This window comes from Sphingomonas cremea, assembly GCF_021502585.1.
Taxonomy (GTDB): Bacteria; Pseudomonadota; Alphaproteobacteria; order Sphingomonadales; family Sphingomonadaceae; genus Sphingomicrobium; species Sphingomicrobium cremea.
The window spans coordinates 467,043-486,470 of the sequence record NZ_JAKFGM010000001.1 but is presented as its reverse complement, the minus strand read 5'-3'; the positions used below and the strand labels follow the sequence as shown (position 1 = coordinate 486,470).

Sequence of the window (19,428 nt, the reverse complement as noted above, 5' to 3'; positions counted from 1 at the left end):
GGCAGTCCCTCTTGCCGCTCAATTATAGAAATCGAGGTCGTCGACCGCGATCCAGCCGTAGATATAATTGGCGATGTAAAGCGCCGTCAGCAGAGCGGCGAGAATTGCTGCCTTCACCAGGTGACGTGGCAAATCGAAGTGGTGCGGCGCGCTGTCGGCCTGCCCGGGCACCCGCTCCGCCCCGACTTCCTCATGGGTTCTTACCCCGAACGGCAGCAGCAGGAATGCGCTGAGGCAGAAGATTAGGAAGTAGATCGCCAGCACCGAGGTCCACTTCATGGATTCGCCTCGACCAGCATCACTTCAACCACTGGCTTCTTACCAGTCCACAGCGTCGCACAGCGCCGAACCGCTAGCCGCACCGCCTCTCGCACCTTTTCGAGGTCCTGCGTCGGCTCATAGGCACGCTCAGCGGCGTCCGCGGCGTCGGCAAGAAAATCGTCGCGATCTTCCTCTACCGGCACCCCGAACGGCCGGATCAGCGCCTTGCCGACTTGGCGCCGTTCGCCATCGACCGGCAACGCGACGGTGATAAGGCCGTTGATCGCAATCTTGCGCCGTTCATTGAGGGTAGCACCGTCGGCGGGCAGGATGACGTCGCCGTCGAGCACCAGCCGGCCCGTCCGCTCTTCGCCGATTTTCTGGGGTCCATCGGGGGTAAGGCGGATCAGGTCGCCATTGCGTTGAACCATGGCACTGGGAATGCCTTGGGACAGGCCAAGCCGCGCCTGCTCGCGCATGTGCCGAATTTCGCCGTGCACGGGTACGAGAATTTCCGGGCGAATCCAGCGATACATCGCGGCCAGCTCTGGCCGTCCGGGATGTCCCGAGACGTGAACATGTGCCTGCCGGTCGGTGACGATCAGCGCGCCCAGGTCCGACAGCGCATTCATGATCCTGCCGATGGGAATCTCATTGCCTGGGATCTGCTTGGACGAGAAAATGACCGTGTCGCCCTCGCTCAACTTCAATTCGTGCATGCCGAAGGCGATTCGCCCGAGCGCTGCCCGCGGCTCCCCCTGACCGCCTGTAGCGATCACCAGAAGCTCCTCGCGCGGAAGCCGCATTGCCTCGTCAAACCGCACCGGCTCGGGAAAATCGCGCAGATAGCCGGTTGCCTTGGCGACCTTTAGGATCCGGTCGAGGCTTCGCCCAGCGACGCAAACCCGGCGCCCGGTCTCAAGGGCTACACGGCCAATGGTCTCAAGCCGCGCCGCATTGGAAGCGAACGTCGTGATCACCACTCGCCCTCGCGCCTGGATGACTGCGTCGAGCAGCCCGGCGTGAACGCCCGCCTCGCTACCTGAAGCCGCATCCTGGAAGGTGTTGGTGGAGTCGCAGACTAGCGCCAGCACGCCACGGTCGCCGATCGCCGTCATCGTTTCGGCCGAACTGGGCAGGCCAAGCACCGGCGTCTCATCGATCTTCCAGTCGCCGGTATGGAAGATATTGCCGAACGGCGTTTCGATCAGCAGGCCGTTGCCCTCGGGGATTGAGTGAGCAAGCGGAACATAGGTCACCTTGAAGGGATCAAGGTCGATCGAGCCGCCGCGCTCAATGACGCGCAGGCTGACCTGGCCGGTCAGCCCTTCCTCCTCAAGCTTTCCCGCAATCAGCCCAGCGGTGAAGGGCGTCGCGTAGAGCGGAACCTTGAGGTTATCCGCCAGATAGGGCAGCGCGCCAATATGGTCTTCGTGGCCGTGGGTCAGGACAATGCCCACCAGGTCGTCCATCCGCTGCTCGATGAACTCGAGGTCCGGGAGGATGAGGTCGACGCCGGGATAGTCGGAGTCGGCGAAAGTGAGGCCAAGGTCGGCCATCAGCCATTTGCCGCGGCAGCCGTAGAGATTGACGTTCATGCCAATCTCCCCCGACCCGCCCAGGGCCAGGAACAATAGCTCCTCGCCGGGGGTCATCGACTGGATCCGGCCGCAAGCAATGCCAGGCCCTGGATCGTGAGATCGGGCTCAATCACGTCGAATGCATCGGTGTGCTTGGCGAATAGGACCGCGAGGCCGCCGGTGGCGATGACGGTGACCGGGCGCCCAATCTCCGCCTTCAACCGCGCTACCAGCCCTTCGATCATCGCCACATAGCCCCAATAAACGCCGATCAGCATCTGGGTTTCGGTGGTCCGACCGACCACGCTTTCGTCGGCCGGAGCGGCGATTGCGATGCGCGGAAGCTTGGCCGCCGCCGAAACCAGTGCGTCGAGGCTGAGGATGATACCCGGAGCAATGATGCCGCCTTTATAAGTGCCCGAGAAATCCACGACATCGAACGTCGTCGCGGTTCCGAAATCGATGACAACCAGGTCGCCGCCGTGCCGGGCATGCGCCCCCATGGCGTTGAGCGCCCGATCGGCGCCGACGCTTTCGGGTTCCGGCACGTCCAGCTCGATCGGCCATGCAGCCTCGCCCTGCCCCGCGACCAGCGGCTTCACGCCGAAATATTTCTCGCTGAGCACTTCGAGGTTATGAAGCGCCCGAGGGACAACGGTGCCGATGATGACCATGGCTATGTCGCCGCGCTGATAGCCTTCAAGTTCGAGCAGCTGGTGCAGCCATACGGCATATTCGTCCGCGGTGCGGCGGGGGTCGGTCGCGATCCGCCAGCGCGCCTTGATGTCGCCGTCGTCGACCAAAGCGAAGACAAGATTGGTGTTTCCGGCATCGATCGCGAGCAGCATGGGTGCGCCCCTAACCCGAAGCGCCGTCAATTGCGAGGGTCAGCCAAGGCTGACGTCGCCTGCGCGGATAATGTCGATCATGCCGTCCTTGCGCTTCAGCCGCATGGCGCCGTCGCGTTCGATACCGTCGAACGATCCACTAACGCGCTCGCCCGGCCCGCTATGCACTTCCAGGGTCGTGCCAATGGGGTGGGCGCGTGCCATCCAGGCCTGGCTAAAGGCAGACGGATCAGCCGTTCGCCAAAGTGCGAGAACCTGGGAGAACTTGCCTGCAATCAACGGCGCAAAGACTTGCGGCGCAATAGCTTGGGCAGGACTCAGTGCCGCCGTCTTCCTTCCCGGAATCTGCGGAGCACCCGCCAGATTGACACCGAAACCCGCGACGACCCGGTCCCCGGACCGTTCGAGCAGGATCCCCGCGAGCTTGGCATCGCCGAGCATCAGGTCGTTGGGCCATTTGAGCGCCAATTGCGCGTTCGGAGCGGCGACTTCGACTGCCTCGATTAGTGCTAGGCCGGCGGCAAGCGCCAGGGAGGGCGCCGGCGGGTCATCGGGCCTCAATTGGATCAGGGTCGAACCGAAGAAATTGCCTTCGATCGATTCCCATGGCCGGCCATGACGACCGCGACCGCCCTCCTGGCGCAATGCGACCAGCCAATCAGATTCGACCGCAGTGGTATCTGCAAGCAGAGCGAAGTTTGTCGACCGCAGCTGCTCGACGATTTGGATGCGGCTCAGAAGAGTGACCCCGCTGCGTTGTTCGTCAGCTGGCCGAGCGGGCGAATCAGCAAATAGCCGAGGGGCGAGACGATCAGCGCGGCAATCACGATCAATCCGCTTTCAACCGCGCTGCCGGGTTTGGACAAGGGACGACCGGGCGCGTCGAAATACATGACCTTGACGATCTTCAGATAATAGAAGGCGCCTACGACGGTGCCGAGAATGCCGGCCACCGCCAAGGGATAGAGCCCTTCGGCAACAGCAGCGTTGAACACCATCAACTTGGGCCAGAATCCGAACAGCGGAGGAATGCCCGCCAGGCTCAGCATGAATGTGGCAAGGGCCAGGGCGAGGCCAGGGCGGGTCTGGGACAGGCCGGACAGGCTGTCGATCCCCTCGATCGACTCGCCCTTTTCATCCTTCATTCGCAGGACGCAAAGGAAGGCGCCCAATGTCATGACAACATAGACCGCCATGTAGAACAGAACCGCGGATGCCCCCGCTACGCCGCCGGCAACCAGGCCGATTAGCGCGAAGCCCACATTGTTGATCGAGGAATAGGCCAGCAGTCGCTTTATGTTGGTCTGGCCATAGGCGGCGACCGCGCCGAGAAGGATCGAGGCCAGCGCGGCGAAGATCATGATCTGCCGCCAGGCATCGATCGCGGGTGCCAGAGCGTCGAGGCAGACGCGAACGCTAAGCAGGACGGCGGCGACCTTGGGCGCCGATGCGAAGAAGGCGGTCACCGGGGTCGGCGCGCCTTCGTAAACGTCGGGCGTCCACATGTGGAACGGTACCGCGCTGATCTTGAACGCCAGGCCGGCGAGCAGGAACACCAGGCCGAACAACAGGCCGATCGACTGAGTGCCTTCGCGGGCGAAAGCCGCCGCGACGCCTTCGAACTGGGTGGTTCCTGTGAAGCCGTAGAGCAGCGAGATGCCATAGAGCAGGATGCCTGACGCAAGCCCGCCGAGGACGAAATATTTGAGACCGGCTTCGGCGGATCGGTCGTCGGTACGGCGGTAGGCGGCGAGCACATAAGCCGACAGGCTCTGCAGCTCCAGGCCGACATAGAGCGAGATGAGGCTAGTGGCCGAGACCATCACCGACATGCCGATCGCCGACAACAGGATCAGAACCGGATATTCGGCGGCATGCTCGAAGTCCCGCTCGAACCAATTGTGCGCCATGACGATTGCAACGGCAGCGCAGAGGTAGATGACCAGCTTGCCGAACGCGCCGAACCCGTCGGCCTGGATCAACCCGCCGAACAAGGCCCCGGCGCTCTGCGGCTCGCCGAGGAGAGTCACCGAGGCGCCGAGCAGGAGGGCCACCGATGCCCAGCTGCACAGTGCGCTGCCGCGGCGCCCCATGAAGGCGGCGACCATCATCAGCACGATCGCGCCGACCGTCAGGATGAGTTCGGGTAGGATTGGCGCGAGGTTCATCAATGCGCTTCCGCGTGAGCTGGTGTGGCAGGTGCCGGCTTGCCGGCAGTCAGGTGCGAGTCACCTGCAGGCTTGGCGCGATCGATCCGTTCGAGCAGGCGGCCCACGTCGGCACGCATCGGGCGAAGGAAACTTTCCGGATAGACGCCCATCCAAAAGACCACTGCGGCGATCGGCGCGAGCAGCCACATTTCGCGGCCGCTCAAATCCTTCATGGCGGCTGCGTCGGCGTGGACCAGCTTGCCGTAGCAAATGCGCCAGTAGAGGTAGAGCATATAAGCGGCGCCAAGGATGATGCCGGTGGTGGCAACGACCGCCGCCCAGGTCGACACCGCATAGAGCCCCACAAGGCTGAGGAATTCGCCGACGAAACCGCTGGTTCCGGGCAGGCCGACGCTGGCCATGGTGAAGACCATGAACAGCAGCGCATATTTGGGCATATTGTCGGACAGCCCGCCGTAACGACTGATTTCGCGGGTGTGCAGGCGGTCGTAGATGACACCGACGCACAGGAACAATGCGCCCGACACCAGGCCGTGGCTGAGCATGACGATCATCGCACCTTCGATGCCCTGCCGGTTGAAGGCGAACAGGCCGAAAGTAACGAACGCCATGTGGGCAACCGACGAATAAGCGATCAGCTTCTTCATGTCGTGCTGGGCCAGCGCGATCAGCGAGGTGACGACGACCGCGATCCCGCTCAGCACATAAACGAACGGAATGAACTCGGCCGATGCTTCGGGGAACATCGGGAGCGAAAATCGGATGAAACCGTAACCGCCCATCTTCAGCAGCACGCCCGCCAGGATCACCGAACCGGCGGTCGGTGCCTGCACGTGGGCATCGGGAAGCCAGGTGTGGACCGGCCACATCGGCATCTTTACCGCGAACGAAGCGAAGAAAGCGAGCCACAGCCACCATTGCAGGCTTGGCGCGAAGTCATAGGCCATCAGCGCCGGGATCGAGGTCGTGCCGGCGGTCAGGATCATCGCCAGCATGGCGATCAGCATCAGCACCGACCCGGCCAGCGTGTAGAGGAAGAATTTATAGCTGGCCTTGATCCGTTCGGCCCCGCCCCAGATGCCGATGATGAGGTACATCGGAATGAGGCCGCCTTCGAAAAAGATGTAGAACAGCAGCAGGTCCTGCGCCGTGAACACGCCGATCATCAGCGCCTGCATCATCAGGAATGACGCCATATATTCCGGCACGCGCTTCTCGATCGCGCGCCAGCTGGCACCGATGCAGATCGGCATCAGGAACAGGGTCAGCATGATCAGCATCAGCGCGATGCCGTCGATGCCCATCGCCCAGGCAATGCCGCCGCCCAGCGCATAATGCTCTACAAACTGCCATTGCGACCCGCCCGGATCGTAGGCGCTCCACAGCCATACGCCGAGGGCGAAGCTGACCAGCGTCGTGACTAGCGCCAGCCACCGCGCTCCGCTGGCCGACAGGAATAGCGCGACGATGCCCGCAATCAGCGGCAGCGCGACCAGAATGGAAAGGATCGGAATGCCGGTCATTTGGCCGCTCATCGCACCCACCAGAAGACCCAGGTCGCGGCGCCGATCAGGCCGAGCAACATGACAAGGGCATAGCTATAGACATAGCCCGACTGCAGCCGGGTCGTGATGCGGTTGCCGACGTCGACCGCATAGGCCGCACCGTGCGGGCCGAAGCGATCGATGGTTTGCTCGTCGCCACGCTTCCAGAAGAAACGGCCGAGCGCCATGGCCGGGCGGACGAAGATAATGTCGTAGAGCTCGTCGAAATACCATTTGTGCATCAGGAATTTGTGGATGCCCGGGAACATGGCGACGAACGCCGCCGGGGCATCCGGCTTTGCGATATAGTTGCGATAGGCGATTGCGAGGCCGATCAGCATCACGACGAACGGCGACCATTTCACCCACGCTGGCACCTCGTGCATCGCATGCGCCAGATGCTCGCTGAAGGCGACGCTGCCACGCCAGAATTCCGGTCCGCCCTCGGGCTGAATGAACGCGCCGTTGAACAGGAAGCCGGCGAACACCGCGCCCAGCGACAGCAGGACGAGCGGAGCAAGAATTACCCATGGACTTTCGTGGGGATGGTAGCCGGCCGTCCCCTCAACTTTTGGCACGCCATGGTCCTGGGCGCTGTCATGATCGGACGCCATTTCGCCTGCATCTTCATGCACATGATGAACCGCGTGCTGGATATGCTCGCTGCCGGCCCAGCGCGGCTTGCCGTAAAAGGTCAGGAAGATCAGGCGCCAGCTGTAGAAGCTGGTTAGGAGCGCGGCACCAATGCCGACCGCGTAAGCGATGGTGCCATGGACCGTTCCGCTGGCGAAAGCGCTCTCGATGATCGCGTCCTTGGAGTGATATCCGGCGAACCCGACTCCGAACAGGCCGACGCCGGTGATTGCCAGCGTCCCGGCGATCATCGTCCAGAAGGTGATCGGGATCTCCTTCCTTAAGCCGCCATAGTAACGCATGTCCTGTTCATGGTGCATCGCGTGGATGACCGAACCCGCGCCGAGGAAGAGCAGCGCCTTGAAGAAGGCATGGGTGAACAGGTGGAACATCGCGGCGCCGTACGCGCCGACGCCCGCGGCGAAGAACATGTAGCCGAGCTGAGAGCAGGTCGAATAGGCGATCACCCGTTTGATGTCGTTCTGCACCGTGCCGACGGTCGCGGCGAAGATGGCAGTCGCCGCGCCGACATAGGTGACGACGGTAAGTGCCGTTGGCGACACTTCGAACATCGGCGAAAGACGGCAAACCATGAACACGCCGGCAGTGACCATCGTCGCCGCATGGATCAGCGCGCTGACCGGGGTCGGGCCTTCCATCGCGTCTGGTAGCCAGGTGTGAAGTCCCAGCTGGGCCGACTTGCCCATCGCCCCGACGAACAGCAGCAGGCAGAGCAAGGTCATCGTTTCGACAGTCATGCCGGCGAAATGGATGGTCGATCCGGCCATCGACGGCGCGGCGGCAAGGATCGCCGGGATCGACACGGTTCCGAACACCAGGAAGGTGCCAAAGATGCCGAGCGAGAAGCCGAAGTCGCCGACGCGGTTGACCACGAATGCCTTGAGCGCCGCGGCGTTGGCCGAGGGCTTGTGGTACCAAAAGCCGATCAGGAGATAGGAGGCGAGGCCAACACCTTCCCAGCCGAAGAACATCTGCACCAGGCTGTCAGCGGTCACGAGCATCAGCATGGCGAAGCTGAACAGCGACAGATAGGCGAAGAAGCGAGGCTGGCTCGGGTCCTCCTCCATATAACCCCAGCTGTAGAGGTGGACGAGGCTCGACACCGTCGTAACCACCACCAGCATTACCGCGGTCAGCGCGTCGACCCTTAGTGCCCAGTCGACATCGAGCGCGCCCGATTTGATGAACTCCAGCACTGGAATGACCTGCGGTTCCGCATGGCCGCCGAGATAGCTGAAGAAGATCGGCCAGCTCAGGGCCGCACCGATGAACAGCGAGCCGGTCGTAACCACCTTGGAAGCGGTCTTGCCGATCACGCGACCGCCAAGGCCAGCGATGATCGCAGCCAGGAGCGGCAGGAAAACGATGAAGATTACAGGGTGCATCAGCCGCGCATCCGGTTGACGTCATCGACCGCGATCGAACCGCGGCGACGGAAGAAGATGACAAGGATGGCGAGGCCGATAGCGGCCTCTGCGGCGGCAACCGTCAGCACGAACATGGCGAAGACCTGGCCGACCAGGTCGCCGAGGAAGGCGCTGAATGCGACCAGGTTGATGTTCACGGCGAGCAGGATGAGCTCGATCGCCATCAGCATCAGGATGATGTTGCGGCGATTGAGGAAGATGCCGAGCACGCCGAGCGTGAACAGGATCGCCGCGACGGCGAGATAATGGGTCAGGCCGATCACAGCTTCACCCCCTCACCCACCTTCGGCTGAAGGTTCCGGATCGCGTCTTCTGGGCGGCGGTCGACCTGCTTCCACACCTTCTGCCCGCGGACGTCGCCGCGGCTACGGTGGGTCAGCACAATCGCGCCGATCATCGCCACCAGCAGGATGAGGCCAGCGATTTCGAACGGGAACAGGTAGCGGGTGTAGAGCAGCTCGCCGACCGCCTCGATGTTGGGCTGGTTGGTCGCCGCCGGCTGGACGCCGCCGGTCACCGGGCCTGCCTTCCATGCCGAAACTGCGACGATGATCTCCGCCAGCAGCACCAGCGCCACCACCAGGCCGAACGGCAGGTTGCGGGTGAAGCCGGATCGCAGTGCGGCGAAATCGATGTCGAGCATCATGACGATGAACAGGAACAGCACCGCCACGGCGCCGACGTAGACGATCACCAGCAGCATCGCAATGAACTCGGCACCGAGGATCAGCATCAGGCCGGCGGCGTTGAAAAAGGCGAGGATCAGCCACAGCACGCTATGCACCGGATTGCGCGCGAAGATGACGAGCACCGCCGAAGCGATGGTCAGCGTCGCGAACAAATAAAAGGCGAAAATTGCAATCATCGGATCCCCGGTTGGCGGCGGCGCTTAACGGTACGCCGCGTCGGCGGCAAGGTTGGCGGCGATCGCTTGCTCCCAGCGGTCGCCGTTGGCCAGAAGCTTGGCCTTGTCGTAGAGCAACTCTTCACGCGTTTCGGTCGCGAATTCCAGGTTTGGTCCCTCGACGATGGCGTCGACCGGGCAGGCTTCTGCGCACAGGCCGCAATAGATGCACTTCACCATGTCGATGTCATAGCGGGTGGTGCGCCGGCTGCCGTCCTCGCGCGGTTCGGCCTCGATCGTGATCGCCTGCGCAGGGCAAATCGCCTCGCACAATTTGCAGGCGATGCAGCGCTCTTCGCCGTTGGGATAGCGGCGCAGCGCATGCTCGCCCCGGAAGCGCGGCGACTGCGGCGTCTTCTCATAGGGATAGTTGATCGTCGCCTTGGGCTTGAAGAAATATTTGAGGGTCAGGGCATGCGCCTTGACGAATTCCCACAGCGTGAAGGCCTTGATGGTGCGCGCGATCATGCCGCTACTCCATAACGGGTCCACATGATCCAGCCCGAGATAAGGACAACGAACAGCAGCGACAGCGGCAGGAAGATCTTCCAGCCCAGCCGCATCAGCTGGTCATAGCGGTACCTGGGCACGGTCGCCTTCACCCAACCGAAAACGAAGAAGAAGAAGCACATTTTCAGGATGAGCCAGACCCATCCAAGCGAGAAATAATGGTCGAACAGGGTGAAGCCGTAGAGGAAGTCGAGGTTCAACGGTGGCAGGAACCCGCCCCAGAACAGGATGGCGTTCAGCGCGCACATCAGGATGACGTTGGCATATTCGCCGAGCCAGAACAGCGCGAAGCTCATCGACGAATATTCGGTCTGGTGGCCGGCGACGAGCTCGCTCTCCGCCTCGACCAGGTCGAACGGGGTGCGGAAGGTTTCGGCCATCGAGCTGATCAGGAATACCACCGCCATCGGGAACAGCAGCGGGTTGAAGGCGTAGCCGTTCAGGATGCCGAAGATGTTGCCCTTCTGCGCCATGACGATCCCGGTCAGGTTGAAAGTGCCGGCATAGAGCACGACGCAGATCAGCACGAAGCCGATCGACACTTCATAGCTGACCATCTGCGCCGCTGCACGCAGCGCGGAGAAGAAGGGATATTTGGAGTTGGATGCCCAGCCGGCGATGATCACGCCGTAGACGCCGAGCGAGCTCGCCGCGAGGATATAGAGCAGGCCGACATTGATGTCGGTCAGCACCACGCCGACGTCGAACGGCACTACTGCCCAGACGATCAGCGCCACCGTGAAGGTGATGATCGGCGCAATCAGGAACAGCCCCTTGTTGGCGCTGCTCGGGATGATCGTTTCCTTAAGGAAGACCTTGAGGCCGTCGGCGAAGCTTTGCAGCAGGCCCCACGGGCCGACCACGTTGGGGCCCCGGCGGAGCGCAATGGCTGCCCAGATCTTGCGCTCGGCATATATGATCATCGCCACCGCCAGCATCAGTGGCAGGGCAATCAGCAGAATCAGGATGAGATTGGCGAGGAACCAGCCGCCGCCTTCTCCGAGCCATGTGCCCTGGAACCAGGCGGTCATTCCGCGGCCTCCAGATATTCGCGGCCCTGCACCAGCTCTTCCGAGCAGCGGCGCATGGTCGGGCTGGCGCGACAGATGGCGTTGGTCAGGTAGAAATCCTTGAGCGGATAGGCGACCGGGCCTGACGCCTTGGCGTCGAGCTTGGGCGGCGCCCAGGGCATGTCGATAATCCCCTCGTGCCCCAGCTCCGGAACTTCGGCGATCATTGCCGCCCGCAGCTGGTCGAAGCGATCGAACGGCAGCGGCTTGCCAATGAGGTCGCTTAATGCCCGGAAGATCGTCCAGTCCTCGCGCGCATCGCCCGGCGCGAAGGCGGCGCGCTCGCCGCGCTGCACACGTCCCTCGATGTTGACGTAGGTGCCGTGCTTCTCGGCATAGGCCGCGCCCGGAAGGACCAGGTCGGCATTGGCCGCGCCGGCATCGCCATGATGGCCGACATAGACTTTATAGGCACCCTTGAACCGGTCGGCCGCGGCCTCGTCGGCGCCAAGCAGGATCACCAGTTCCGGCTTGGCCTTTTCGATGTCGGCAATGCCACCCTTCTGGGCATATCCGAGCATCAGGCTCGCCATCCGCGCCGCCGCGATGTGCAGCACGTTGAAGCCGTTCCAGCCGTCACGCATGAACGCGCCGGATGCGGCCAGCGCGGCGCCAAGCGCCCCTGCCCCGAGCGCGCCCGGGCCGACGATCATCACGGGTTTCTTCGCAGCCTTGATCGCGTCAGCAGCCGCCTTGGGCAGCTTGCCGATCAATGATAGGTCATTGCCCAGCCATTCTACCTTGTAGGTAAGGTCGACGTCCGGCCCGATGGCGAAGACCTTGGCCCCGCGCCGCACCGCCTTGCGGACGCGGGTGTTGGCCAGCGGCGCTTCCCAGCGCGGGTTGCTGCCGACAAGCAGCACGACGTCGGCATTTTCCAGTTCGGCCAGCGGCGTGTTGAACCGCACGGCAGCGAGGCTGGTCACGTCATAGTCGAGGCCGGTCTGCCGCCCTTCGAGCAGCTTCGAGCCTGCGCCAGCCAGCAGCGCCTTGGCCGCATACATGGTTTCGGCATCGAGCAAATCGCCGGCGATGGCCGCGACCTTCTTGCCGGCCTTCTTGAATTGCTTGGCAAAGACGTCGAGCGCCTCCGACCACGATGCCTCGCGCAGCTTGCCTTTTTCGCGAACCCACGGCCGGTCGAGGCGGCCCCTGACCAGCGCGTCGACATGGTGGCGCGTCTTGTCGTGCGCCCATTCCTCGTTCACCGCATCGTTGATGCGCGGCAGGATGCGCATCACCTGGCGCTGGCGGACGTCCATGCGGATGTTGGTGCCGACCGCGTCCATCACGTCAATGCCCGGAACCTTGCGCAACTCCCACGGCCGCGCCTCGAAGCTGTAAGGCTTCGACAGCAGCGCACCGACCGGGCAGAGATCGACCAAATTCCCAGCCAGCTCCGAGTGGAAGGCCTTTTCGAGGTAGGTGGTGATCTGCGCGTCTTCGCCGCGATAGAGCATGCCGATCTCCGGCGTCCCCGCCACTTCATCGGCGAAGCGCGCGCAGCGGGTGCACTGGATGCAGCGCGTCATCGCCGTCTTGACGATCGGACCGAAATATTTGTCGTCGACCGCCCGCTTATTTTCTTCGAAGCGCGAGTGGCCGCGGCCATAAGCGATCGCCTGATCCTGCAAGTCGCACTCCCCGCCCTGGTCGCAGATCGGGCAGTCGAGCGGGTGGTTGATAAGCAAAAACTCCATCACCCCTTCGCGCGCCTTCTTGACCATCGGCGTGTCGGTTCGGATCGTCTGCCCTTCCGCGGCGGGAAGCGCGCAACTCGCCTGCGGCTTGGGCGGCCCCGGCGCGACCTCGACGAGGCACATGCGGCAATTGCCGGCAATGCTGAGACGCTCATGGTAGCAGAAGCGCGGGATTTCCTTCCCCGCCAGCTCGCACGCCTGCAGCACGGTCGCGCCCTGCGGAACCTCTATCTCAACGCCGTCGACGGTAACTCTAGGCATTATTTCGTGCCTCCAGCCGCACTGGTAGCGGTGCTCCGCGCATGGCCCAGGCGGTAATAGTTCGCAGCAATGGTGGCGCGAAGCTCATCGATGCTTGCGGCGTAACTGGATTCCCACTTGGGGCAGCCATCGAACGCAGGCTTGAGGGCCATCAAAGCCTCGGATTCTTCACGAGAATTCAAACCACTTTTCAGAAGGCGGTCTGCCCCATTGACGTCAGCGCGCACGACGCACTCGCCAGCCTTAAAGAGCATGTACATTGCGTCCATGAATTTCAGCGTGTCGGCGTCTACCCGCCGCCGTTCCGCCGCGTTGACGGGCTCATGATTCAATGGCGCGATGTTCTTGGGATCCTGCAACGGCCCGCGGGTCGGCTCCGCCGCCAGTAATACCTCAGCCAGGATGCCCTGAAGTTTCAAACCCGTCGTTGCAATCGGGGGTTGCAAACCAGTTGAGGCGCGCCAGCAGGCCCCATCCAACATTTTATTACGAAGGCGCGTCGTTTCCTGTTCGCTCAAATCCTCGATGACGTAGATCTGCGCATCACGCTCATTTTTGCTCACGACGCACTCAGCGAACTTCTTGAACGCAACGCGAACCTGCCGAGTCCGCGCCTCCGCCTCGGCCAGTTGCACAGCCGGCGCCGGCTTGGTCAGGCGCTGATACAGCGCGTCCGCCAGCGCGGCGCGGAGCGCCTGACGATTGGCTTGCAGCTTGGCACCGGCACGAAGGCAAGTTGCCAGGCTCGGCATTGCGCCGCCGAACGCAGCCGCCTCTTCCTTGGAGTAGGCGGATGTCGCCAGAATAGCTGCGGCTCCATTTGGATTGGTGTCGACAACACAGGCGCCCATTTCGTCGATAACCGGGCTTCGGCCGGTCGCCGCGAACCAGGGCCGCGAATAGTCCTTGACCAGCGGCAGCGCCGGAAGCGCCGCGATCGCACTCGACTGGTCCTTGAGGAATGCCTCGGCGAATTTGCCCCGGATCACGTCGCGAGGGAAGCTAACCTGCATGGTATCGGACATGCCGCTGAAGCCCACAAACGACAGGCAAGAGACGTCTTGGAATAGTTCGTTGCGCTGTTTGTCCGATTCATCGGCCGAGTAGGCGTCGAGATAAGCCCGCGCCGCTGTTGGCCGCTTGGTGACCAGGCAGGACGCCATCTTGGTCGCCGAGTTATCGGCCTCCTCTTCGGAATATTTGATGCTTCCGGCAAACCGGCTGCCGAGCCGCGAACCGGTTGGCGGATCGGCCAGAACGGCAGACGACGCGGCCATCCCAAGGATCAAGCCAAAAAGCAGGTTACGCATTACGCCCCTCTCCCGCCGCCCCCGCGGCTCCGCATTTTGGATTCCGATCACTCCGCCGCCTCCCGCACATCGCCTTGCCGCTCGGCGATGCGGCGCTCGAGCTCGGGGCGGAAGTGCTTGATCAGGCCCTGGATGGGCCAGGCGGCAGCGTCGCCGAGCGCGCAGATGGTGTGGCCCTCTATCTGCTTGGTGACGTCGTAGAGCTTGTCGATGGTCGACACCTGGGCGTCGCCTTCGCGAAGGCGCTCCATCGTCCGCCACATCCAGCCGGTGCCTTCGCGGCACGGGGTGCACTGGCCGCAGCTTTCATGCTTGTAGAAGTAGCTGATGCGGCTGATCGCGCGGACGATGTCGGTCGACTTGTCCATCACGATCACCGCCGCCGTGCCGAGGCCCGAGCCGAGGTCCTTCAGCCCGTCGAAATCCATCGGGGCGTCCATGATCTGCTCGGCCGGTACCAGCGGCACCGACGATCCGCCGGGGATCACGGCGAGGAGGTTGTCCCAGCCGCCACGGATGCCGCCGGCATGCTTGTCGATCAACTCACGGAACGGGATCGACATGGCTTCCTCGACCACGCATGGGCAGTTCACATGGCCGCTGATCTGGAACAGCTTGGTGCCTTCGTTCTTCTCCCGCCCGAAGCTCGCGAACCAGGCTGCGCCGCGGCGGAGGATGGTCGGCACCACCGCAATGCTCTCGACATTATTGACCGTGGTCGGGCAGCCATAGAGGCCCGCGCCGGCCGGGAACGGCGGCTTCAGGCGCGGCAGGCCCTTCTTGCCTTCCAGGCTTTCGAGCATCGCCGTCTCTTCGCCGCATATGTAGGCGCCTGCGCCGCGGTGGACGAACAGGTCGAAGTCATATCCCGATCCGGCGGCGTTCTTGCCGAGCAGGCCGGCGTCATAAGCCTCAGCGACGGCTTTGCGAAGCGCTTCGGTCTCGACGATGAATTCGCCGCGGACATAGATGTAGCCGGCGCGCGCGCGCATCGCGAAACCGGCGATCAGCGCGCCTTCGACCAGCTTGTGCGGATCGTGGCGAAGGATTTCGCGGTCCTTGCAGCTGCCCGGCTCTGACTCGTCGGCGTTGATCACCAGGAAGTTGGGACGTCCGGCGGTCGGTGCCTTGGGCATGAAGCTCCACTTCATGCCGGTCGGGAAGCCCGCGCCGCCGCGGCCGCGCAGGCCCGACGCCTTGACCACCTCGATGATCTCATCCTGGCCGATCTTCATCAGGCCGGCGGTGTTGTCCCAATCCCCGCGCGCCTGCGACGACTTCAGGTCCGCACCCTGGAAGCCGTAGAGGTTGGTGAAGATCCGATCCTTGTCGGTGAGGGAGGTGATGCCGGTCACTTACGGCCCTCCAGCAGCTTGACGCCGCCGTAGACGACCAGCCCGGCAATCGCGACGCCGATCAACAGGCCGATGATGCCGGTGATGATCTTGAACGCGATCACGACGATGATGATTGCGACGACGGCTTTCAGGATGTCTTTCATCACCACTGCCCCCGATAGTCGTAATTGCGCTCGGCCATTTTCTTGAGCGTGGTCGGGCCGCCTTCGGGGCAGCTGGTCGTGCGGTCAACCTGCGGTCCAGGCTTGGGCGTCTGCCCGGCGGCAAGCGCGTCGAGGATCTTGCCCATGCTGTCCTCGGTCAGGTCCTCATAATTGTCGTCGTTGATCTGGACCATCGGCGCGTTGGCGCAGGCGCCGAGGCATTCGACCTCGGTCAGGGTGAACAAGCCGTCCTCGGTGGTATGGCCCTTCTTCATCCCTCGCTTGAAGCAGGCGGAAAGCACGTCATCCGACCCGCGCAGCATGCAGGGCGTGGTGCCGCACACCTGGACGTGGAATTTGCCCACCGGAGCGAGGTTGAACATGGTGTAGAAGCTGGCGACCTCCATCACTCGGACCGGCGGCATGTCGAGCTCCCGCGCGACGAATTCGATCACCGGGATCGGCAGCCAGCCCTGGGTGTCGGTCATCGCGCCGACCTGACGCTGGGCCAAGTCAAGGAACGGAATCGAGGCGGATGCCTGCCGCCCCGCCGGATAGCGGGCGACGATCTCCGCCGCGGCCTTGGCGTTGGCCTCGGTCCAGGCGAAGCCGTCCCACTCGGCGCGGAGCTCGGGCGTGTCGGGATGGAACTGACGTTCAGCCATTAGCGGTCGCACTCCCCGAAGACGACGTCGATGGCGCTCAGCACCGCGGTGGTGTCGGCGAGCATGTGGCCCTTCATCATGAAGTCCATCGCCTGCAGATGGCTGAACGCGGTCGGCCGGATCTTGCAGCGATAGGGCTTGTTGGTTCCGTCCGCGACAAGGTAGACGCCGAACTCGCCCTTGGGGCTTTCGGTCGCGACGTAAACCTCGCCAGCGGGGACGTGATAGCCTTCGGTATAGAGCTTGAAGTGATGGATCAGCGCTTCCATCGACTGCTTCATCTCGGCGCGCTTGGGCGGGAACACCTTACGGTCCAAGGTCGCGATCGGGCCGGACGGCATTTCCTTGAGGCACTGGCGCATGATCCGCGCCGATTGCCGCACTTCCTCGACCCGGACCATGAAGCGGTCGTAGCAGTCGCCCCTGGTGCCGACCGGAATGTCGAACTCCATCCGGTCATAGACTTCATAGGGCTGCGAGCGGCGCAAATCCCACGGAATGCCCGCTGCGCGGATCATCGGGCCGGAGAAGCCCCAGGCCAGCGCGTCCTCCTTGCTGACCGTGCCGATGTCGACGTTGCGCTGCTTGAAGATGCGATTGTCGGCGACCAGCGAAATCGCGTCCTCGAACAGCGGCATGCGCTTGTCGAGGAAGGTCGCCATGTCGGCCAGCACCTTCTCCGGAATATCCTGGTGCACGCCGCCGACGCGGAAGTAATTGGCGTGCATTCGCGCGCCCGACACCGCCTCGTACAGCTGCAGCGTATCCTCGCGCACTTCGAACAGCCACAGGTTGGGCGTCATCGCGCCCACGTCCATGATGTGGCTGCCGAGGTTCAGCATATGGTTGGAAATGCGGGTCAGCTCCGCCATCAACACCCGGACATATTGCGCGCGCAGCGGCACCTCGAGGCCCATCAATTTCTCGATGGCGAGGACGTAGCTGTGCTCCATGCACATCGGCGAGCAGTAATCGAGCCGGTCGAAGTAAGGCAGCGCCTGAGCATAGGTGCGATATTCGATCAGCTTTTCGGTGCCGCGATGAAGCAGGCCGATATGCGGATCGACCCGCTCGACGATCTCCCCGTCCAGCTCCATGATCAGACGCAGAACGCCGTGCGCGGCCGGATGCTGCGGGCCGAAGTTGATCGTGTAGTTGCTGACGGTCTGGTCGCCCGCGGTGGGTTTGTTGCCGGGGGCAAGCTTGTCGGTTGGAGAGCCGACCAGAATATCGATCTGGGTGGTCATGCGTCACCCTTTTTGGCGCGCGGCTTGGTGGATGCCTTGGCCTTTGGTGCGGCCTTGCTCTTCTTCGTCGCCGCCTTGTTGGCCTTGGCGCCAGCGCCGGTCTTTGCAGGCGTGTCGGTCGTCTTGGGCTGGGGTGGCTGGGCCTTGGCCTCGACTTTCTGCGGTCCTCCGGCAGGCGCAGGGCTCGGCGCGCCAGGTGCCTGCGCCTCTGCCTTTTCGTCGCCGGGAAGCCGATATTCTGGGCCTTCCCACGGCATCAGGAAGTCGAAGTTGCGGAAATCCTGGGGCAGCTGGACTGGCTCATAAACAACGCGCTTCTCAGCTTCCGAATAGCGAAGCTCGACATAACCGGTCTGCGGGAAGTCTTTGCGCAGCGGATATCCTTCGAACCCATAATCGGTGAGGATGCGGCGGAGGTCGGGATTGCCGGAGAAAGTAACGCCGTAAAGATCGAACACTTCGCGTTCGAGCCAGCCGGCTACCGGCCACAGTCCGGTAACGCTTGGCACCGGCGTATCCTCGTCGGTCGTGACCTTGATGCGGATGCGGTGATTATGGGTGACCGAAAGCAGGTGGTAATTCACCTCGAACCGCTCGGGCCGCTCGGGATAGTCGACCCCGGCGATCTCCATCAGCTGCTGATAGCCGAACTTGTCGCGGGCGATGCGGCAGGCCTCAACCAGCCTATCGCGAGTGACGGTGACGGTCAGTTCGCCGACATAATCGCGCGATGCCACGAACGCGTCGCCGATTGCCACGCGATAGGCGTCAACAAGTCCTTCGCGGGCCTTGATCAGGGGCGCAGGGCTGCTCACCGGTCGAGCGTCCCTTCGCGGCGGATTTTCCGCTGCAGCTGCATGATCCCGTAGAGCAAGGCCTCGGCGGTCGGCGGGCAGCCGGGAACATAAATGTCCACCGGCACGATACGGTCGCAACCGCGGACAACCGAATAGCTGTAATGATAATAACCGCCGCCATTGGCGCAGCTGCCCATCGAGATGACGTAGCGCGGCTCGCTCATCTGGTCGTAAACCTTGCGAAGCGCGCTCGCCATCTTGTTGCACAGCGTCCCGGCGACGATCATCACATCGGACTGGCGCGGGGACGCGCGCGGTGCCGCACCGAACCGTTCCAGGTCATAGCGCGGCATGTTCACATGGATCATCTCGACCGCGCAGCAGGCGAGGCCGAAGGTCATCCACCACAAGGAACCGGTCCGGGCCCAAGTAAACAGATCCTCGGTCGTGGTGACCAGGAAGCCCTTTTCGTCCAATTCCTTGCGCAACTCGAGGAACTTGGCCTCTTCGACGCTGCCCGGAACAAGTCCGGCAACCCGAGCAACCTCTTCCTCGGACGGAAAGCGATCCTCGGCCGGGCTCAACATCACTCCCATTCGAGAGCTCCCTTCTTCCAGGCATAGGCAAGGCCCAGCGCAAGCTCGATGAGAAAGATCATCATCGCGAACCAGCTGGTCCAGCCAGTGCCCATCAGGCTGACCGCCCAGGGGTAGAGGAAGGCCGCTTCCAGATCGAAGACGATGAACAGGATCGCGACCAGGTAGAAGCGTACGTCGAACTGGGCGCGACTGTCCTCGAATGCGGGGAAGCCGCACTCATATTCGCTCAATTTCTCGGCGTCCGGCCGGTGCGTGCCGGTCAGGCGACTGACCAGCATCGGCAGCACGACGAACGCAGCCGACAGCGCAAGCGCGACGGCCAGGAACAAGAGGATCGGCAGATATCCGGCGGCAACGCTTGCCAAGATAGGACTCCCGG

General features: G+C 63.1%; 20 protein-coding genes. All 20 read right to left on the bottom strand.

Annotated features, from left to right (window positions below):
* Window positions 1–18: 18 nt before the first annotated feature.
* The 20 genes from LVY65_RS02570 to ndhC are packed head-to-tail and all read right to left on the bottom strand — an operon-like array spanning window position 19 to window position 19,414.
* Window positions 19–279, bottom strand: coding sequence for a DUF1467 family protein (locus LVY65_RS02570; RefSeq protein ID WP_235066440.1), 261 nt, complete (start codon window positions 277–279; stop codon window positions 19–21).
* The gene (locus LVY65_RS02565; protein WP_235066439.1) at window positions 276–1,916 is read right to left on the bottom strand and encodes a ribonuclease J; all 1,641 of its coding nucleotides are present in this window, start codon (window positions 1,914–1,916) and stop codon (window positions 276–278) included. Before LVY65_RS02565 ends, LVY65_RS02570 begins: the two co-directional genes overlap by 4 nt.
* A complete protein-coding gene (locus tag LVY65_RS02560) occupies window positions 1,913–2,689 on the bottom strand; it encodes a type III pantothenate kinase (protein ID WP_235066438.1) in 777 nt (258 codons plus the stop codon). Before LVY65_RS02560 ends, LVY65_RS02565 begins: the two co-directional genes overlap by 4 nt.
* Before the next feature lie 39 nt (window positions 2,690–2,728).
* A complete protein-coding gene (locus tag LVY65_RS02555) occupies window positions 2,729–3,412 on the bottom strand; it encodes a biotin--[acetyl-CoA-carboxylase] ligase (protein ID WP_328282490.1) in 684 nt (227 codons plus the stop codon).
* 11 nt (window positions 3,413–3,423) lie between these two features.
* Window positions 3,424–4,857: an NADH-quinone oxidoreductase subunit NuoN gene (gene nuoN, locus LVY65_RS02550; protein ID WP_235066437.1), complete on the bottom strand. Its 1,434-nt coding sequence runs from the start codon at window positions 4,855–4,857 to the stop codon at window positions 3,424–3,426.
* Window positions 4,857–6,383 (bottom strand): NADH-quinone oxidoreductase subunit M, encoded by a 1,527-nt coding sequence (locus LVY65_RS02545; RefSeq protein ID WP_235066436.1) that lies wholly within the window; start codon window positions 6,381–6,383, stop codon window positions 4,857–4,859. Before LVY65_RS02545 ends, nuoN begins: the two co-directional genes overlap by 1 nt.
* An 8-nt stretch (window positions 6,384–6,391) precedes the next feature.
* Window positions 6,392–8,443, bottom strand: a complete 2,052-nt coding sequence (nuoL, locus tag LVY65_RS02540) for an NADH-quinone oxidoreductase subunit L (protein WP_235066435.1) — start codon at window positions 8,441–8,443, stop codon at window positions 6,392–6,394.
* The gene (gene nuoK, locus LVY65_RS02535; RefSeq protein WP_119531037.1) at window positions 8,443–8,748 is read right to left on the bottom strand and encodes an NADH-quinone oxidoreductase subunit NuoK; all 306 of its coding nucleotides are present in this window, start codon (window positions 8,746–8,748) and stop codon (window positions 8,443–8,445) included. Before nuoK ends, nuoL begins: the two co-directional genes overlap by 1 nt.
* Window positions 8,745–9,350 (bottom strand): NADH-quinone oxidoreductase subunit J, encoded by a 606-nt coding sequence (locus LVY65_RS02530; RefSeq protein ID WP_235066434.1) that lies wholly within the window; start codon window positions 9,348–9,350, stop codon window positions 8,745–8,747. The genes nuoK and LVY65_RS02530 overlap by 4 nt, the downstream gene beginning before the upstream one ends.
* Before the next feature lie 24 nt (window positions 9,351–9,374).
* Window positions 9,375–9,857: an NADH-quinone oxidoreductase subunit NuoI gene (nuoI, locus tag LVY65_RS02525; RefSeq protein WP_235066433.1), complete on the bottom strand. Its 483-nt coding sequence runs from the start codon at window positions 9,855–9,857 to the stop codon at window positions 9,375–9,377.
* A complete protein-coding gene (nuoH, locus tag LVY65_RS02520; protein WP_235066432.1) occupies window positions 9,854–10,930 on the bottom strand; it encodes an NADH-quinone oxidoreductase subunit NuoH in 1,077 nt (358 codons plus the stop codon). The genes nuoI and nuoH overlap by 4 nt, the downstream gene beginning before the upstream one ends.
* Window positions 10,927–12,930, bottom strand: coding sequence for an NADH-quinone oxidoreductase subunit NuoG (gene nuoG, locus LVY65_RS02515; protein ID WP_235066431.1), 2,004 nt, complete (start codon window positions 12,928–12,930; stop codon window positions 10,927–10,929). The genes nuoH and nuoG overlap by 4 nt, the downstream gene beginning before the upstream one ends.
* Entirely contained in the window at window positions 12,930–14,240 is a 1,311-nt protein-coding gene (locus tag LVY65_RS02510; RefSeq protein WP_235066430.1) for a hypothetical protein, read from the bottom strand. The genes nuoG and LVY65_RS02510 overlap by 1 nt, the downstream gene beginning before the upstream one ends.
* Before the next feature lie 47 nt (window positions 14,241–14,287).
* Window positions 14,288–15,586: an NADH-quinone oxidoreductase subunit NuoF gene (gene nuoF, locus LVY65_RS02505; RefSeq protein ID WP_235067151.1), complete on the bottom strand. Its 1,299-nt coding sequence runs from the start codon at window positions 15,584–15,586 to the stop codon at window positions 14,288–14,290.
* Window positions 15,587–15,591: 5 nt separating this feature from the next.
* Complete coding sequence (locus LVY65_RS02500; RefSeq protein WP_235066429.1) at window positions 15,592–15,741, bottom strand: hypothetical protein; 150 nt, start codon at window positions 15,739–15,741, stop codon at window positions 15,592–15,594.
* Window positions 15,741–16,406 (bottom strand): complex I 24 kDa subunit family protein, encoded by a 666-nt coding sequence (locus tag LVY65_RS02495; protein WP_235066428.1) that lies wholly within the window; start codon window positions 16,404–16,406, stop codon window positions 15,741–15,743. Before LVY65_RS02495 ends, LVY65_RS02500 begins: the two co-directional genes overlap by 1 nt.
* Window positions 16,406–17,653, bottom strand: coding sequence for an NADH-quinone oxidoreductase subunit D (locus LVY65_RS02490; RefSeq protein ID WP_235066427.1), 1,248 nt, complete (start codon window positions 17,651–17,653; stop codon window positions 16,406–16,408). Before LVY65_RS02490 ends, LVY65_RS02495 begins: the two co-directional genes overlap by 1 nt.
* On the bottom strand, window positions 17,650–18,468 hold the full coding sequence (locus LVY65_RS02485; protein ID WP_408021961.1) for an NADH-quinone oxidoreductase subunit C: 819 nt from the start codon (window positions 18,466–18,468) through the stop codon (window positions 17,650–17,652). Before LVY65_RS02485 ends, LVY65_RS02490 begins: the two co-directional genes overlap by 4 nt.
* On the bottom strand, window positions 18,465–19,046 hold the full coding sequence (locus tag LVY65_RS02480; protein WP_235066426.1) for a NuoB/complex I 20 kDa subunit family protein: 582 nt from the start codon (window positions 19,044–19,046) through the stop codon (window positions 18,465–18,467). The genes LVY65_RS02485 and LVY65_RS02480 overlap by 4 nt, the downstream gene beginning before the upstream one ends.
* Complete coding sequence (gene ndhC, locus LVY65_RS02475) at window positions 19,037–19,414, bottom strand: NADH-quinone oxidoreductase subunit A (protein WP_235066425.1); 378 nt, start codon at window positions 19,412–19,414, stop codon at window positions 19,037–19,039. The genes LVY65_RS02480 and ndhC overlap by 10 nt, the downstream gene beginning before the upstream one ends.
* Between the last annotated feature and the right edge of the window lie 14 nt (window positions 19,415–19,428).